Source organism: Sporosarcina cyprini, assembly GCF_022048975.1.
GTDB lineage: Bacteria > Bacillota > Bacilli > Bacillales_A > Planococcaceae > Sporosarcina > Sporosarcina cyprini.
Map to the genome: position 1 here is coordinate 47,768 of NZ_JAKMHX010000014.1, position 17,506 is coordinate 65,273.

At 43.9% G+C, this 17,506-nt stretch carries 16 protein-coding genes; 7 read left to right on the top strand and 9 right to left on the bottom strand.

Translation table 11 applies throughout. From position 1 onward, the window contains the following. Positions 1 to 4: 4 nt before the first annotated feature. The 7 genes from L7D49_RS03410 to L7D49_RS03440 all read right to left on the bottom strand — a co-directional run bounded on the left by L7D49_RS03410 (position 5) and on the right by L7D49_RS03440 (position 7,713). Positions 5 to 1,219, bottom strand: coding sequence for a carboxylate--amine ligase (locus L7D49_RS03410; protein ID WP_238079414.1), 1,215 nt, complete (start codon positions 1,217 to 1,219; stop codon positions 5 to 7). Between the two features lie 126 nt (positions 1,220 to 1,345). Continuing rightward, entirely contained in the window at positions 1,346 to 2,041 is a 696-nt protein-coding gene (locus tag L7D49_RS03415) for an RluA family pseudouridine synthase (RefSeq protein WP_238079415.1), read from the bottom strand. A gap of 153 nt (positions 2,042 to 2,194) precedes the next feature. Then, complete coding sequence (locus tag L7D49_RS03420; RefSeq protein WP_238079416.1) at positions 2,195 to 2,659, bottom strand: hypothetical protein; 465 nt, start codon at positions 2,657 to 2,659, stop codon at positions 2,195 to 2,197. A 28-nt stretch (positions 2,660 to 2,687) separates the two neighbouring features. Then, positions 2,688 to 3,161, bottom strand: a complete 474-nt coding sequence (locus tag L7D49_RS03425; RefSeq protein WP_238079417.1) for a low molecular weight protein-tyrosine-phosphatase — start codon at positions 3,159 to 3,161, stop codon at positions 2,688 to 2,690. A gap of 109 nt (positions 3,162 to 3,270) precedes the next feature. Continuing rightward, positions 3,271 to 4,632, bottom strand: coding sequence for an S-layer homology domain-containing protein (locus tag L7D49_RS03430; RefSeq protein ID WP_238079418.1), 1,362 nt, complete (start codon positions 4,630 to 4,632; stop codon positions 3,271 to 3,273). Positions 4,633 to 5,825: 1,193 nt separating this feature from the next. Then, positions 5,826 to 6,659 (bottom strand): glycerophosphodiester phosphodiesterase, encoded by an 834-nt coding sequence (locus L7D49_RS03435; RefSeq protein ID WP_238079419.1) that lies wholly within the window; start codon positions 6,657 to 6,659, stop codon positions 5,826 to 5,828. A gap of 157 nt (positions 6,660 to 6,816) precedes the next feature. Continuing rightward, positions 6,817 to 7,713 carry an STAS domain-containing protein gene (locus L7D49_RS03440; RefSeq protein ID WP_238079420.1) on the bottom strand — a complete coding sequence of 299 codons (897 nt, stop codon included), beginning with the start codon at positions 7,711 to 7,713 and terminating at the stop codon, positions 6,817 to 6,819. A 154-nt stretch (positions 7,714 to 7,867) separates the two neighbouring features. Between L7D49_RS03440 and L7D49_RS03445 the strand changes: the two genes are divergently transcribed. Then, positions 7,868 to 7,993: a hypothetical protein gene (locus tag L7D49_RS03445; protein WP_238079421.1), complete on the top strand. Its 126-nt coding sequence runs from the start codon at positions 7,868 to 7,870 to the stop codon at positions 7,991 to 7,993. Positions 7,994 to 8,036: 43 nt separating this feature from the next. Here the strand turns inward: L7D49_RS03445 and L7D49_RS03450 are convergent, their stop codons facing one another. After that, positions 8,037 to 8,834, bottom strand: a complete 798-nt coding sequence (locus L7D49_RS03450; protein ID WP_238079422.1) for a 3D domain-containing protein — start codon at positions 8,832 to 8,834, stop codon at positions 8,037 to 8,039. A 732-nt stretch (positions 8,835 to 9,566) separates the two neighbouring features. Here L7D49_RS03450 and speD point away from each other — a divergent pair. Genes speD through nspC form a run of 6 tightly spaced genes read left to right on the top strand, consistent with a single transcriptional unit; the run spans position 9,567 to position 15,939 of the window. Beyond that, positions 9,567 to 10,388, top strand: coding sequence for an adenosylmethionine decarboxylase (speD, locus tag L7D49_RS03455; protein WP_238079423.1), 822 nt, complete (start codon positions 9,567 to 9,569; stop codon positions 10,386 to 10,388). 15 nt (positions 10,389 to 10,403) lie between these two features. Continuing rightward, positions 10,404 to 11,864, top strand: a complete 1,461-nt coding sequence (locus L7D49_RS03460; protein WP_238079424.1) for an aminotransferase class I/II-fold pyridoxal phosphate-dependent enzyme — start codon at positions 10,404 to 10,406, stop codon at positions 11,862 to 11,864. Further along, entirely contained in the window at positions 11,861 to 12,712 is an 852-nt protein-coding gene (gene speE, locus L7D49_RS03465) for a polyamine aminopropyltransferase (RefSeq protein ID WP_238079425.1), read from the top strand. Before L7D49_RS03460 ends, speE begins: the two co-directional genes overlap by 4 nt. Continuing rightward, positions 12,702 to 13,565: an agmatinase gene (gene speB / locus L7D49_RS03470; RefSeq protein WP_238079426.1), complete on the top strand. Its 864-nt coding sequence runs from the start codon at positions 12,702 to 12,704 to the stop codon at positions 13,563 to 13,565. The genes speE and speB overlap by 11 nt, the downstream gene beginning before the upstream one ends. 14 nt (positions 13,566 to 13,579) lie before the next feature. Continuing rightward, positions 13,580 to 14,779, top strand: coding sequence for a saccharopine dehydrogenase family protein (locus L7D49_RS03475; RefSeq protein ID WP_238079427.1), 1,200 nt, complete (start codon positions 13,580 to 13,582; stop codon positions 14,777 to 14,779). Between the two features lie 17 nt (positions 14,780 to 14,796). Further along, complete coding sequence (gene nspC / locus L7D49_RS03480; protein ID WP_238079428.1) at positions 14,797 to 15,939, top strand: carboxynorspermidine decarboxylase; 1,143 nt, start codon at positions 14,797 to 14,799, stop codon at positions 15,937 to 15,939. Between the two features lie 72 nt (positions 15,940 to 16,011). Here the strand turns inward: nspC and L7D49_RS03485 are convergent, their stop codons facing one another. After that, on the bottom strand, positions 16,012 to 17,058 hold the full coding sequence (locus L7D49_RS03485) for a hypothetical protein (RefSeq protein ID WP_238079429.1): 1,047 nt from the start codon (positions 17,056 to 17,058) through the stop codon (positions 16,012 to 16,014). Positions 17,059 to 17,506 lie beyond the last annotated feature (448 nt).

The following is a 17,506-nucleotide window of genomic DNA, read 5'->3' on the forward strand; positions in this document are numbered from 1 at the left end:
TTGATTACCATGTATTGTTTTTGTACTTTTTATAGTAGTTCACCTGGCGCATGAACAAATATAATTTCCGTTTGAAGCTCTTGTCATGCTTATAGAATAAAGGGTTCGCATACTTGCCCTGCCGGAGCAGCTCTTTAATTTCCTCACGGACGTCCGGGTTATCAACAAATTTGCGCAAGACAATTTTCGGCACGACCGTAAACAGAAATTTCTCTTTCAAAAGAGTGAGCGGCTTTGATTTACCGTAAATCAAGTCGTCGACAAAATTCCGTGCCAAGTTATGTCCGCAGGACGTGATGTAATAGCTGGAGCGTCCTTGGCGAATGTTCACCTCGAACACTTTAAACTTCCCGTCACGATGATCATACTTCAAATCAAAGTTTGCGTAGCCCACATAATCCAGAGCTTCCAGGAAATCTTTCAGCTTCAGCATCATTTCCTCATTGTACCGGGTGATGACTGATGTATAATTGCCGATCGCCGTCAACGTATGCTCCTGCAGGACGACTTGTCCAAACGTGATCAATTCCGTATTACCTTTGCTGTTTATGTAGAAAACCGAGTCCCACATATACGTATCATCACCAGGAATAAAATCTTGGATGATGAGATCTTCTGTGTACCCGCTCGCTTTTATCGTCTGGATGACTTTTTGAATTTCTTCATAGGAATCCACTTTGTACACTTTTTGCATTCCCGGGAATGGATTCTTATAATAGAGAACGCCATTGCTCGGTTTAATGATGACAGGGAACATGACTTCCTCTTCAAACGGCTTGTCCTCTAAGCAGGAGTGGAAATAAGTTGCAGGCGCATCAATGCCATGCTCTGCACAAAGCTCGTAAAAATTCTTTTTGACGAGCAGTTGGTTCATCAAATCTTCCTGGATGTAATTAAATACGTAATCTTCCCGGAGCGCCTCCTGATTTTCAATGATCATTCGGACATACAAATCGTTCGTCCCGATGAGGATCAACTTCTTTTCCGGCTCACGATATTTTGCCGCCACTTCCTTCAGAAAACGAACGAACACTTCTTTTTCGCCAAGTTGCGCATTGTATTCGATCACTTGGGGAATTGTGCTCAAATTTGTAAAAGATAACGGTTCCTTGCCGACTAGAATCGGATGGATGCCATACTCTTCATGAAAAGAAATGGCCATATTATATGCATTTATGTCTGTTCCGATAATAATCGGAATAAAAGGATGGTTTGTCATTGGTGCCCTCCAGCTAACTATTGTCTTTTTAAGTGTAGGGTTCCTGTTTTCAGCTGTCAATGTTTAACGGGAGCAATGGGAAGATGGTGCTACTGGACTTCCAAAGCCCTCACATTGCCATGTACCTTATCTCGCATACATGCTTGTTTCCTTCTGAAGCGCATTCCAAGGATGGACATTCGGAGGCATGGACTCAAACGAGAGCCATTCCTTTGTAGTCGGATGCGGGAATTCCAGTCGATGTGCCCACAAGGCAAGCTGCTCACCTGGCCGGTTGTGCTTCTCTCCGTATTTTTGATCTCCATACAATGGTGTTCCGCTTTCCGCTAATTGCACCCGGATTTGATGCGATCTCCCCGTTTGAAGTGTCACCGCAACTAAACTATGATTCCGCGCATGATCTAACACTTCATAAGAAAGAATCGCCCGCTTGGCCCCTTCCCGCTTGGAATTTGTCACATAAACCTTATTCTTCTTCGTATCTTTCCATAGGAAATGTTCCAGCGTCGCTTCCCGCTTGCGGGGTTGTCCATGAACAACTGCCAAGTACTCTCTTCCCATGTCCCCTTTTCGTAAAACATCAGCCAGACGAGAGGCCGCTTTTGACGTCTTGGCGAATACCATCACACCGCCAACCGGCCGATCCAGACGATGTACGAGCCCAAGAAACACATTGCCCGGTTTTTGGTAGCGTCTTTTGATATCATCTTTAAGCAGGGATAACAAATCGGGGTCTCCACTTGCATCCTCTTGCACAGGCACATTTACTGGCTTCTCCACGACTAGCAGATGATTGTCTTCATATAAAATGTGTATGTGCATTCCGCTCTGCCCCTCTTCTCCCTAACGTTGGGCAAATCGCCTGTAAATCACTTGTTATCATTGTCAATCTCCTCCATTCGTGTTCAGTATACTATAGCTCTATTACTTTTGGGCATAATAAAAGAGATTGCGATAAACGGCAATCTCTCCCTACTACTCTTGAGCTAATCCTTTGTAATACACGGTTTCTAATTGCAACCCTTCGCCCGTCCTGTTAAACACAAAAATATGGCGGGACACCCCATTCTCATAAAACTCAGAAGGCTTATGCACTTTCATATCCAATAGCACATCATACACTTCGTCACCCTTTGAACTAAACTCCGGGTCACTTGTTGCTTCCATGCTCACAAGCTTTATGTCCTGAATCGTATGGATCCCTTCCTTCTCGGCTTGTTTTTCTTCGTCAAGCAGGAATGACAGCAAATCCTCTTTCACTTCAGCATCATAATGGAAGAGCTCCACATATTCGTTCCAGTTTCCCGCTCTTATATTCTCGATATACTGATGAACGATTGTTTCTGCCTCGCTTTTGGGTGAGACTAAAACTTTTGACGTAAAAACCAACAAAATGATGAATACGATCAAACCGAAAAACTCAAGTGCTACTCTTTTCACTTGCTCCCCCCTTGTCGGCGATGCTTCCTTAAATCGAATGCTCCATCCTGATTTTATCCAATAAAATCCGGCACCCCTCTATCACCAAATCATATGTCTCTTGAAAATCTCCTGTAAAATACGGATCTGGTACATCCATGCTGCGTTCAGTTAAGTCAAGCAGGCGGAAAATCTTCGGGTGATCCGGTTGCCCAAGAAGATCCCGCACGTTCCGGATGTTGCTAGTGTCCATTCCGATGATGTAGTCAAATTGGTCAAAATCAGTACGGCTGACTTGCCGTCCCGCCATCCCTTCAGTAGAAATGCCATACTCCTTCAACTTAGCAACCGTTCCTTTGTGAGGCGGTTCTCCAATATGCCAGCTACTTGTCGCTGCCGAATCAACTGAAATAGCGCCATCCAACCCCTCTTCCATCACCATATGCCGAAACACAGCTTCCGCCATCGGGGAACGGCAAATGTTGCCAAGGCAAACGAATAATACATGGACTTTTTTTTGCATGCCCACTCCACTCCTTTCACATCTTCTTTTCATCTTGGCATATTTGTGAAAAAACTTCAAAAACATAACAAAAAAACCTCCGCTTTCGCGAAGGCTCCTCTGTTTACTGTCAGTTCCCTTTACCGTATTGAGCGCGCTTTGCTTCGCCAATCGATTTTCCGTACTCTGACATTTGTTTTCCATACTCTTTGTTCTGTTGCTGCTTTTCTTGCACTAAATCCTTTTTCGTATTGATCAATTCTTGTGCTTTCGCTTCATCACCATTGCGTTTTGCTTCTCCAATGGATTGTCCGATCTCGGACATTTGCTTGCCGTATTCTTTATTTTGTTGTTGCTTTTCTTGGATTAAATCTTTTTTGGCATCAATCAATTCCTGCGCCTTGCCATAATCGCCATTACGCTTTGCTTCCCCGATGGATTGACCAAGATCGGACGACTGTTTGCCGGACTCTTTGTTTGTCCCATCCGCCTTACCGTTAGTTTCGTTTTTTGATTTCTCCAGCTCTGAAATTTGCTTGCCAAATTCTTTGTTTTGATCCTTTTTATCTTGGATGACCGCTTTCTTTTCAAGAATCAATTGTTGTACTTTATCATAATCGCCAGCACGTTTTGCTTCTCCAATCGCTTTACCGATATCTCCCATTTTCACGCCAAGCTCTTTCGCTACTTCTTTTTTCTTCTCAATTAATTGCTGCTTTTGCGCTTTTAATTCCTGTTTGTCAGGAATGGCAATTGGGTCCACTTTAAGCAAGGCTTCCTCTTTTGCCAAACGAAGACTTTCTATTGCATCAGCTGCCTCTATTTCCACTTTATCCGCAACCACTTCTGGATTGACGGATACTTTTCCGCTATCGGCAATCCGTTTGAAGAAAGCGACAGCATGAGCGCGTGTCAATTGATCGGTAGCGCCGAACTTCTCAACAGGCGTCTTCCCAGTCGGATTGCTTCCATTGGTAATGCCTTTATCAAATAAGTAGGTAACCGCGTCTTCCAAATCACTGGAGTTATTTTGCAAGTAGGCGAAAACTTGAGCAATTAACCCACGGTTAACAGGATTCTTTCTGAAATTGACATCATCATATCCAAGCAGTGGAATTTTGTAGTGAGCCAATCCTTCGTATTTTTGGTTGGCCCATTTCGAATCTGCTGTACTGGATTCAACCTCTTTCCCCAGCTCTTCATAAAAACGGGTAAGCATTGTCGTGAATTGCTCTTCTGTCAACACATCATTCGGTTTGAAAGTTCCATCCGGAAACCCTTTGATCAAACCTGTGGAAGCAGCCCATTCAATGGAATCTGTCGCCCAGTATCCTTTTGCCACATCTTTGAATGCTGTTTGTTTTTGCGTGACAGCTGCAGCCTCTTTTTCAGCAGCATGTACAGGTGAATATGCACTGATCGCGGTCAGCGAGATTGCACAGACAGCTACTGTCTTCAATGCTTTTGACCATGTCGATTTGTTTGTATCCATACTTTTCTCCTCCTTTTGAATCAGAGAGTCTGGATGATAGCAAGCAGGATGTATAATGACTAAAGACCCTCTCATTATTTCTATAATATACCTATCTATCCATACATGACAATCACCAAATCGCAAATTTCGACATTTTTCTCGTTCTTGGCAATAAAACACAAACAATTACAAGTTCGGCTGAGCGCGAGAAAACCGATAACATAATGCAGATAGCGAATGAAATCACCATAAAAAGAGCAAGTAAAAACGCACAGTTTTTCGACTGTGCGTCCAGGCTGTAGACAAAAGGGATGGAAATCAATGATTTTCATCCCTTTTGCTTTAACACATGTATTTTAACTGTTAGTCGACTGAAATAACGTTGATTTCCGTTCCTGGCGGACGCTTTCCGGGGGCTTGCCCTCAGCCTCCTCGTCGCTTCGCTCCTGCGGGGTCTTCACGCTGCGCTGATTCCCCAGGAGTCGCCGCCCTGCACTCCAATCAACTGGAGATCCTTTAGACAGGTATATCATTACAGCCTTCATAGCCAGCGCGTTCTCCATGTCCAACTGGACAACTGTTTCAAATTTATAAAACCAAAAGCCAAGTTCGGAAGTACCCACTTTCAGGATCTGTTGTGGACTCTTTGATTTCCTTAAAGCAAAGCGTTTGGAGCATAAGTGCCCGCGGAAAGCGTCCAGTCGTAGCGCAAATCAACTTTCCTACTAGTTCTTTCATTGTAAACGAAAGAAGACTGTACTCAACCTCCGAAGTTCCTGGAGGTTGTTTACAGTCTGAACGCACAGTTTTTCGACTGTGCGTCCTTTCACTTCCTCAATTTCTTGATCTAGATTTACTATTACTGCTTTACAATCGCTATGTTTGTTTATGCAAACGAAAATCCATAACCGTTCACAAATATCCCTGCGGGGAATTTCGGTCGCCTTCCATTGTGTAATTTGAACTTACTTCTGGTTTTGCATCTATGTTTTCCCGATGAATGTTACTATTTCTTTTACGTCTCCAATCAAACAGCAGACCAAAAATGATGAGCGCAAGAATAGGCATCAGGAATATCAACATTCTATAATACACCTCCTGCTTTATTTTTCCTTATAGTTATTAGTATGTTCTTAATGGATCCAAATTTCATTTCCAGTCAATTAGTAATTCTAGCTCGTGTGTAGCTATTACCGGTTTCCCATGTCACTTCATTCCTTAGCTAAATACATCTCCTCCGGTTTTTCAGAGAAATCGGAGATGATTCCGTCAACCCCGTATTTTTGGGCCTTCCAGATTAAGCGGCGGTCCTTTTTCGACCAGACGAGCACTTTTCCACCATGCTCATGCACGAGATCGACCATCCGTTTGTTTGTAAAGGATACATTGAAATTAATATAGTTGGCAAAAGCAGTATATTCCTCAATTCTCTGCTGGGACATGAATGAATCGGTAGGGCGAATCAGTATTGCGATTTCTACGTCAGGAAGAAGGCTATGTATTTTTTTCATTGATTCCACATCAAAGGATTGAATAATAATTCCGCTTAAATCTTCATACCGCTCAAGTACCTGTGCTACTTTTTCTTCAATTCCAGGATAGGTGTCCGGATTCTTGATTTCAATAACCAGTCCAACTTCACTGTAAAACTCATCGACCAGTTCTTTCAATGTCATGATTGGCTCTCCAGCAAAGTCTTCCCCGAATAACTTCCCCGCATTTAGCGTTCTCAGCTCAGCCAGTGTCAGATCCCGGACATACCCCTTACCGTCCGTTGTGCGGTCAACTTTGTCGTCATGCATGACGATCAATTCATCGTCCTTTGAGAGGTGAACATCACACTCCAAATAATCGGCCTGCAGATCAACCCCTTTTTGAAAAGCGGCTCTTGTGTTTTCAGGCGCATACGCTGAAGCTCCTCTGTGCGCCACGCTAATCATGTCTTTTGGCGCAATCCTAATTTTCGTCTGGTTATTATATCCGACAAGCACGAATAGACAAGCGATAGCTAATACCGTAACAAACAGGGCTCTCTCTTTTCCCATTCCCCTCAACCTCTTTTTCTTTTCGAAATATCCGAATTATCTTTTTATTAGTATATCATAATTCCTTAGTATTGGATACCCCTTGGATGAAAAGAACTACAAAAAAAGAACAAGTGAAATAGATTTCCACCTGTCCCTTTCTACTTTATGAAGCGGCTCACTTTTCAAGTACCAATGTTTCTGATTCTGTTTCTGTCAGCAGTTTTCCTGACTGGCTTTGCAATACTTTTTTTAATCCTAATTGCAAGGTCCCGAACGTTTGGACATCTGAAAAATCGAGTCCTAATTGGATGGCCGTCTGTACAATTTCCGGGCGCATTCCTGAAATGGTCGATTGGATACCGAGCAATCTCAACACTTGCGTGATCTGGTGTATTTGCTGCGCAACAAGCGTGTCAATTGTTGTGACGCCAGACAAATCAATGAACAGATGGGCAACGCCTGTCTCCGCGCATCGTTGAGGCACAACATCAAATAATGCTTGCGCACGCGTCGCATCAATTTCTCCAATCAATGGAAGAACACCGATTGTCGGAGTGATTGGAATGACAGGAGCACTCAGTTCGACGATCAATAATTCCTGAGCAGACAGACGGTTATTGACAAGGCGATAATAGATCTCAGCAAAACGAGTGATTAATTCATCAAAAGCCTCATTGATTAACGCGCACCATTTGAGTGCGTGCTGAGGCTTCATTTCCTCTGAATGCAAATCAATGAATTGCTCAACAAATCGCCAATAAATGATCTTCACTTTCCTCAATGCATCCATCACTTCGTAAATGGGGGTGTTTGTGCTTGCCCTACTTTCCGCTACCTCACTCGCCCATTCTTCCTTTTTCTGCTCAAATTGCTCTGGCTCAGCCAGCAACTTGCTTGCCACCGTCAAATTGGTTAAACGGTTTTGTTTTCGCAATAACGTTTCGGCTGCTTCTCCCGCCTTAGCGGAATAAATTGAGCCTGCTTGTGTTTCTCTCAATGCCAGCCATTGATCCGAAATGGCATTGCTTTGTTCCACCAAATAGTCGTGCAACTTTTTATCCAATTTGTCCATCCGTACGACACCCTCTATTTCTATGTAGTTTGTACTTGGAATTACTTTTCAGTATACCACTTACCTTTAGTACGGGCATGCTTTACCTCTCGCCGGTTTACTTTTCGCTTGCATGGGGAAAAGTAATATAAATAGTACCAAAGGAGCGGTTAAAATGAAAATCGGAAAACTAATAAAGACCGCCATCAAATGGGCACCCGTTGTCTACCCGGTCGTCAGGAAAATCATGAAAGAGAAAAAACAGGTAGAACGTCAAAGAAAAGGCTATGCGCCTAGATAAAAAATGCGGCTGATGAGAGTTTTTTTCATCAGCCGCTTATTATTTAATTCAATACTTTGACTTTGACCTTTTTGACGCCCCACTCCATCGCATTCTCATAAGATGGAATAAATACATCAATTTTATGGCCTTTGATTGCTCCGCCTGTATCCCCGGCAATTGCTTCTCCATACCCTTCTACCCAAACTTTTGTCCCCAGTGGAATAATACTTGGATCCACCGCGATAACTTTTTGGTCTGGATTGGACCGCAAATCGATACCGTAGGCCGTCGTTCCGGAACAGCCCGTGCAATACGCTGTATACGCCGTTGCGGTCACGATCAATTCTGTTCCTCCGCCTGCTGGCTCACTCCCCGCTGAAGTAACGGCTGCCGATTTTGCTTTGGCTGCCTGTCCACTAGTTGATGGAGAATTTGATGGAGAAAATGAAGCGGCAACTGACTTAGGCTTGTTCGTTACAGCTTTCTCAGGTGTATCGTCATCCATATTGCTGCTATCGATGATCAGTTCTTCTCCCGGGTGAATCACATCGCTTGTCAAATTGTTCATACTGATCAAATCATTTAATGAGATGTTGTGATTCAAGGCAATGCGGTATAAATTGTCTCCTTGCAAGACAGTGTAAGTTTCCGGACCTGTGTCTACCACATACGACGGGAAAAACAATGCAAAGTCAGGCAGCAGTCCATCATAAATTGGTATTGGAAAGTTACTTGTACTTGACTCTTCAGTACCTAATGGCACAAAGTCATCCTGTACCTCTGCCGCTTCTGCAGTGGCAGCTGCTGAAATAATTGCCACGCATGCAATCGCATTCATTATTAACCTTTTCAGATTCATAAAAATCCTCCTTTTTTACACTCCCTGATTCATTTCTAAATGAATCGAACTCCCTTATGGCGCCGTTTGCCAGCTGTCATATCGAGTCGGGATGAGCAGCCGTTTAACGAACCGGCTTTTATTTCCACCTAGTATTGCCCTTGAAATTTGTAAAATAAACATATAGTTGTAAAATATCGAAATCACACTCTAATTGTTTCTCGTATTACGTACTCTGGGAATTTCAAGGAAACTATAAGGAGGAATTCATTTTCGACTCTTTTATCGAATGCATAGTTAGGTATTTCCTGAGTGACCCGGTTTTTATACATGCAAAAAGCACTTCAGCCTGTATAGCTGAAATGCTTAGGAGTTTATACAAAAATATCTCATGCTGGGGATGCATACGATGAGTGGAGAATCGCCTTTGCTTTCTTTGATTCTTTTACTGTTTATATATCGAGAAAAGCTCGAAAATGATCCTTTGCAAAGTCTTTCCTTCTATATAATTCCCTTTTGGTTTTCCTTGCAGAGAATATGTTTATTCACAAAAAAATAAAGGTATCCTATTTATAAGCACGGACCTTTTCCTAATGGGTAATTATTAACAACTGACAATTTTTGAAACGGTATTGACTAGGTAAAAATATCCTTTATAATTAAATAAATTTCATAATTTATCGTTCGGGACCCTCTGGAACACGAGGGTCCTCAATTATGAAATGTAGCAGTGATCTATAATAGAGAGGCGTGATGTTAGGGTTGGAAAATAAGCTGACGTTATACGGCTTTAACAACCTCACCAAAACACTTAGCTTCAACATCTATGATGTGAGCTATGCAAAAAGTGAGCGAGAGCAGAAAGATTATATCGCCTATATTGATGAACAGTATAATTCTGAACGGCTGACCAATATTTTGCGCAATGTCACAGACATAATCGGCGCCCATGTGTTGAATATCAGTAAACAGGATTATGATCCACAAGGAGCCAGCGTAACGATCCTCATTTCAGAGGAGTCCATGCCAGTCGGGTTAATTGATAAATCATGCAATCAAGGACACGCCGATATCATCGCAACACGTGATTCGGTCGTTGGCCATCTTGATAAAAGCCATTTGACGGTGCATACGTATCCGGAATATCATCCGGATAATTCAATTGCGACATTCCGTGTCGACATTGAAGTGTCCACTTGTGGCGAGATATCTCCGCTGACAGCACTTGACTACTTAATCGGCAGTTTTGATTCAGATATCATCACGACTGATTACAGAGTTCGAGGGTTTACACGGAATGAATATGGCAAGAAATTTTTCATCGATCACAAAATGACCTCGATACAAGATTACATTGATAAAGAGACGTTGCAAAAATATGACGCGATTGATGTGAATGTGTATCAATCCAACATTTTTCATACAAAGCTGCTGATCAAAGAAATCGAACTGCAAAACTACTTGTTCAATCGGGACGTATATGAAATTCCTCCAAAGGAACGTCTCCAGATTACGAACAATCTGCGCAGAGAAATGATTGAAATCTTCAGTGGAACAAATATATATGATGAGTGAAGGGGTGGGACAAAAATGACACAGCTTTCTCAACATAATGCACCCATTGCCGAAGCGTTAACAAAATATAAAGCGATGCGCGTCGTTCCTTTTGATGTCCCTGGCCACAAACGGGGACGAGGAAATGAAGAATTGGCGGCTTTCCTTGGTGAGCAATGCCTGAGTGTGGATGTCAATTCCATGAAACCACTCGACAATCTCATTCATCCCGTATCCGTCATTCGGGAAGCGGAACAGCTGGCAGCCGAAGCTTTCGGTTCAAAACATGCTTTCTTTATGGTGAATGGGACGACATCTGCGGTACAGGCAATGGTCATGACAGCCTGCAAAGCAGGGGAAAAGATCATTTTGCCGCGCAATGTGCATCGCAGTGCAATTAATGCGCTCATCTTAAGCGGGGCCATACCTGTCTATGTGAATCCAGGCGTTCAACAAGAACTTGGAATTCCATTAGGTATGGCTCTCGATGACGTTCGGCGAACTATGGAAGAAAACCCGGACGCCAAAGCAATCTTAATTAATAATCCGACCTATTATGGAATTTGTTCCAATTTACAAGCCATTACGGATTTAGCACATGAGTACGGCATGCTCGTCCTTGTCGACGAGGCACATGGCACCCATTTTTATTTCAATGAAGAACTTCCTGCATCAGCCATGTCAGTCGGAGCCGACATGGCTGCTGTCAGCATGCACAAATCAGGCGGGTCCCTTACGCAAAGCTCCTTCCTTTTGATCAATAATGATGTAAGCGAGGGCTATACACGCCAAATTATTAATTTGACTCAAACGACGAGCGGATCCTATTTGCTCCTTTCCTCCTTGGATATCTCAAGGAAGAATCTAGCGCTGCACGGCAAGGAAATCTTCGATAAAGTAATTGGCATGGCTCAATACACCCGCGAAGAAATTAATCAGATCGGCGGTTACTATGCCTATTCGAAAGAATTACTTAACGGAGATACGATCTTTGATTTCGACATCACAAAACTCTCCGTACATACGCGCGAAATTGGCTTGGAGGGCATTGAAATCTACGATATTCTCCGGGACGAGTATGACATCCAAATCGAATTTGGAGATATCGGAAACCTACTTGCCTATATTTCTGTAGGAGACCGGCATCGTGATATTGAACGTCTCGTTGCAGCTCTCGGGGAAATCAAACGCCGATACGGAAAAGAGAGCGGCCAAATGTTCCAACATGAATATATTAATCCGATTGTCGAGTTGACACCTCAGCAAGCGTTTTATGCAGAAAAAAGCAACATGCCGTTAGCGGAAAGTGCCGGACATATTTCAAGTGAATTTGTCATGAGCTATCCCCCGGGCATCCCGATCCTCGCGCCAGGTGAACGCATCACGGAGGAAGTGCTCGGCTATATAGAGTACTGCCGTGAAAAGGGCTGCTTCTTATCAGGAACCGAGGACAGCCAAGTCAAGCGAATCAACGTTGTAAAGGAGTCGGAGCGATGAATTTATGGTATACGGAAAATCACTCACCAAATGTACTCTTTTCTATTCGGGTCGATGAACACCTTTATTCCGGAAAGAGCGAATTCCAGAAAATCGATATTTTGCAGACTCCAGAGTTTGGACGGATATTAACTCTCGATGGACTTGTCATGGTGACCGAGAAGGATGAATTTATTTATCACGACATGATCACTCACGTAGCGATGGCGACAAACCCGAAAATCAAAAAAGTGCTCGTCATCGGCGCTGGGGACGGCGGTACAGTCCGTGAACTTACAAAATATACATCTCTTGAACAGATTGATATGGTGGAGATCGATGAGATGGTAGTCGACGTATGCAAGGAATATTTGCCGCAGACTGCATCGAAATTAGACGATTCCCGGGTCAACCTTTACTTTGAAGACGGCCTGAAATTTGTCCGCAACAAAGAAGATGAGTACGATCTGATTATTGTAGATTCAACTGATCCATTCGGTCCTGGTGAAGGTTTATTCACAAAGGAGTTTTATGGCAATTGCTATAAAGCGCTGAAAGAGGATGGCATCCTAGTTAATCAGCATGAAAGCCCGTTCTATGAGGAAGACCGGCTCGGCATGCAGCGCGCCCATCAGCGGATCGTCGGATTCTTTCCTGTATGCAAAGTATATCAAGTTCACATTCCAACCTACCCTTCCGGCCATTGGCTTTTCGGTTTTGCTTCCAAAAAGTATGACCCGGTCAAGGACTTGGATGCAGATGCATGGAACGCGCTTGGCTTGCAGACGAAGTATTATAACACGGACATTCATGTGGGCTCATTCGCGCTGCCAAACTATGTGAAGGAGCAATTAAAAGATGTTGAATAAAAATATAGAAACATTCATCGGCTGTGACAATGACTATCAGGAAGCGGACCTCGTCCTATTCGGCGCACCATTCGATTCGACGACATCGTTCCGTCCGGGTACCCGGTTTGCCAGCAAAGCGATGCGCGGTGAATCATTCGGCATTGAGACGTACAGCCCTTACCAGGACAAGGACCTTGAGGATATTTCCGTCTTTGACGGCGGCGATCTGGAATTGATTTTTGGCAATACGGAAAAAGTGCTTGGCCAGATTGAAGAATACACAAGCAAGATTGTAACGGACGGGAAAATCCCTGTTATGATTGGCGGCGAGCACCTTGTCACACTCGGAGCAGTTCGCGCAGTCGCGAAGCAATACCCTGATTTGCACGTCGTCCAGTTCGATGCGCATGCGGATTTGCGTGAAGACTATTTAGGCGAGCCTCTCTCTCATGCAACCGTGATCCATCGTGTATGGGACATACTCGGAGATAACCGGATCTTCCAATTCGGCATCCGCTCCGGGGACCGCAGTGAATTCGCTTGGGGCAAGGACCGGGTCTTCACGAATAAATTCAATCTAGACGGACTGGAAGAAGTCGTTGAGCAGCTGAAAGGGAAACCTGTCTACTTGACGATTGACCTGGATGTACTGGATCCTTCTGTATTCCCTGGAACTGGCACGCCTGAAGCAGGCGGCATCAGCTTCATGGATCTATTGCATGGAATATTGACAGCGAGCGGCCTGAATATCGTCGCTTGTGACGTCAATGAACTTTCACCAGTGTATGATCAAAGTGGTGTTTCAACTGCCGTGGCATGTAAAGTGCTTCGGGAGTTACTGTTAGCAATTAACACAAATCAATCTAATTAAAGGGGTGTTTTTACATGGGTAAAGCGTTAATTATTGGTGCAGGTGGCGTAGCGAGCGTTGTGGCACATAAATGTTGTCAAGTTCCGGATGTATTTGAGGAAATTTGCATTGCGAGCCGGACAAAGTCGAAATGTGATGCATTGAAAGAGAAATTGGACGGCGGCCGGACGAAAATCCAAACGGCACAAGTCGATGCGGATAATGTCCCAGAATTGGTTGCTTTGATCAATGAATTCAAGCCGGAAATCGTCATTAACGTAGCGTTGCCATACCAAGACTTGACGATCATGGATGCATGTCTTGAAACTGGCGTCCACTATCTTGATACAGCAAACTATGAGCCGCTCGATACGGCAAAGTTTGAATACAAATGGCAATGGGCGTACAAAGAAAAGTTCGAACAAGCCGGCTTGACTGCTATTCTTGGTTGCGGCTTTGACCCAGGCGTAACTGGCGTCTTCTCTGCGTACGCACAAAAACATTACTTCGATGAAATCCATACGATTGATATCGTGGACGCTAACGCAGGCGACCATGGTTATCCATTCGCAACGAATTTCAATCCAGAAATCAACATCCGTGAGATTACAGCAAACGGACGCTATTATGAAGACGGTGAATTTAAGGAAACACCGCCTCTATCCGAGAAGCGCGTATATGATCTTCCAGAGATCGGTCCAAAGGATGTTTACCTTCTATATCATGAAGAGCTTGAGTCTCTCGCGAAGAACATTAAAGGCATTAAGAAAATCCGTTTCTGGATGACGTTCTCCGAGAAATATTTAACACACTTGAAAGTGCTTGAAAATGTCGGCATGACATCGATCGAGCCAATTCAATTCGAAGGACAAGAAATCGTGCCACTTCAATTCCTAAAAGCTGTGCTACCTGATCCAGCTTCCCTTGGACCGCGCACAAAAGGAAAAACGAACATCGGATGTATTTTCCAAGGAACAAAAGACGGAGAAGAAAAAACGTACTATGTTTACAACGTATCCGATCACCAAGAATGCTACCGTGAAGTCGGTTCACAGGCGATTTCATATACAACAGGCGTTCCAGCAATGATCGGTGCCATGTTATTAATGAAGAATGAATGGAAAAAACCTGGCGTTTATAACGTAGAAGAATTCAATCCAGATCCATTCATGGAAGCGTTGAACGAATACGGCCTTCCATGGCAGGAAGATTTCAACCCGGTACTAATCGACTGATTGGAGGATATGACGCAATGAAATTAAATTTCAACCCTGCTGACGTTCCCTCCCCTTCCTATGTTGTGGATGAGGCTTTGTTAATTAGAAATCTGGAAGTGATGAAGCGCGTCATCGATGAGACAGGCTGTAAAATACTGCTTGCGCAAAAAGGCTTCTCGATGTTCTCAGTCTATCCGCTCATCGGCCAGTATTTGGATGGTGTAACGTCTAGCGGCGTTCTCGAAGCAAGACTTGGCTATGAGGAAATGGGGAAAGAGGTTCACACGTATGCTCCAGCTTTCTCGGACGCGGATTTCGATCAAATCTTACACTACTCGGATCACATCGTCTTTAATTCATTCCGCCAATGGGAGAAATTCAAAGACCGGGTGCAAGAGAATCCAAAGAAAGTTGAATGTGGCATCCGCATCAATCCGGAGTACTCTGAAATTGAAGTGGATATGTACAATCCTTGCTTTGCCTACTCCCGTTTCGGTGTAACAAAGCAACACTTCAAGGAAGACCAGCTCGAAGGAATTGACGGACTGCATTTCCATACAATGTGTGAACAAAACTCCGACACACTGGAACGCACTGTCAAAGTCGTCGAAGAAAAATTCGGCGAATATTTGAAAGGGCTCAAGTGGCTAAACTTCGGTGGCGGCCATCATATTACGAGACCGGATTATGACGTCGATCGTTTGATTCGCACAATTAATTACGTCAAAGAGAAATATGGTGTGCAAGTGTACTTGGAGCCGGGAGAAGCGGTAGCATTGAATACCGGCTTCCTCGTCTCGACTGTCTTGGATACACTTGATAATGGCATGCCAATCGCTATTTTGGACACATCTGCTTCCACGCATATGCCGGATGTGCTAGAAATGCCATACCGTCCTGAAATAGCCGGTGCCGGCAAACCGAATGAAAAGGTGCACACATACCGACTTGGCGGGCCAACTTGCCTCGCAGGCGATGTGATTGGAGACTATTCCTTTGATGAACCTTTGAAGCCGGGAGACAAACTTGTCTTTGGCGACATGGCTCATTATACGATGGTAAAGAATAATACGTTCAACGGCATTAACCTGCCATCCATCGTCTTGAATACTGTCAAAGATGGTATCAAAGTTATTAAACAGTTTGGTTACGAGGATTTCAAAAACCGGCTTTCCTAATATTACTAAACCCAACAGTCTTGAGCATAATAAAAGTGCATGGCATCCGCTAAGGGAGCCATGCACTTTTTCTTATTCCGCCTTTTCTTTTATCCGAACCTGCGCCACTTTCTCATCCCCCTCGGATTCGATCAGGCTTCCGGTCATATTCTCCCCATGCTCTCCATAGGTTTCAAGCGGAGTGGAAAATGATGTATTTCCTATATTCGTTTCGATTGTAATTTCATATTCATCCAGATTCTTTATTCGGGAGTCAGTTTCCGGGTTTTCAAACACGATCCGGAAAGAACCGTCCGGGTTCACATCCGTCTCAGAAATGAAGGCCGACGTGATATAACCAGGCAGCATTGCTCTTCCACGCAGACGTGTACCTTCCAACAAGTTGCTGACACCATCAATATAAATATAGCGTTCATCTTTCTTCACGCTGGCCGGCTCGATCCGAATCTCGGTGGAACCATAGTCATCGGGCTTTTTCCAAACTGGCGGAGCAATAGACGCTTCCACCTTTTCACCGTCATCCTGGAATAATTCAACTTGTGCGGAAGCTTTCTGATACTCCACCCTGTTTGCATCATCGTCATTCCAGTCATACAGGCGGATGAACGGGCCTGTCATCTTTTCTCCTGTCTCGCCGTAGTGATCCATGATTTCCGTATTTTGAGTTGGCGGTTCAAAGCTCACTTCGACAGTAATAAGACCTTTCGTCTTCTCAGGCAGCTCTGTTTCGTAGAAAAAGCTGCCATCCGCTTCTACAAGTGCCGTCCGATTGCCGCCAATTAAAATGCCTTCCAACCAATTCATATTTACATAGAGCTTAGAACCTTCCAATAGATTCGTTTGCCCCTTCACCGTTAGCTGTTTGCCATCCAGTATAACGTCACCGGCAAGCTCAATTTCCATATCACCAGCATTTTCAGGCTTCTGAATCAACTCAACGCCAGTTTCCTCTGCATCCTGTTCCTCTTCATCATCTGTTTTCCCATCTTCCTGGACAGCAGATGACGGATCTTGTTTCGCATCCGCTTTCCCGACTGCGCCTCCTTTATCTTCCTTAGAACAGCCGGCAGCGATGAAGAGCACCGACATGAGAAGGACAGCTACTAATCTAATATTCACGATTCTCTCTCCTTTTCCTTTCCGTCGTTTTCTATTTCCTCCACTATACGACAACTTCCATGCTCAAGGTTCAAAAAGCAGCTAATTACCGATGAAAATGTGCCTTTTTTACCCAATTACATTAGAGAAGTCCCATAAACCAGCGAACTTCTTTTTTCATGCTTGAAACTAAACGTAACTGAATACAAGTGACTCCCCTCATTACTTCACCAGTATTGTCTCCAAACAAAAAAAGTGTCCGAAGACACTTTTAAGAGCGTAGACAAAAGCATATTAATTTGTTGTGGCGTATAAAAATAATATACAACCGCTACTAACATTTAGATTCCTAGTAAAGTTGATTTACGCTTCTGGCATCGCTTTCCGGGGGGCGGGCGGTGAGCCAATCGAACAACGAAGAGTTCGATTTGCCGTATTTCTGCGTTCTTTGCAGAAATTAAGGCATCCT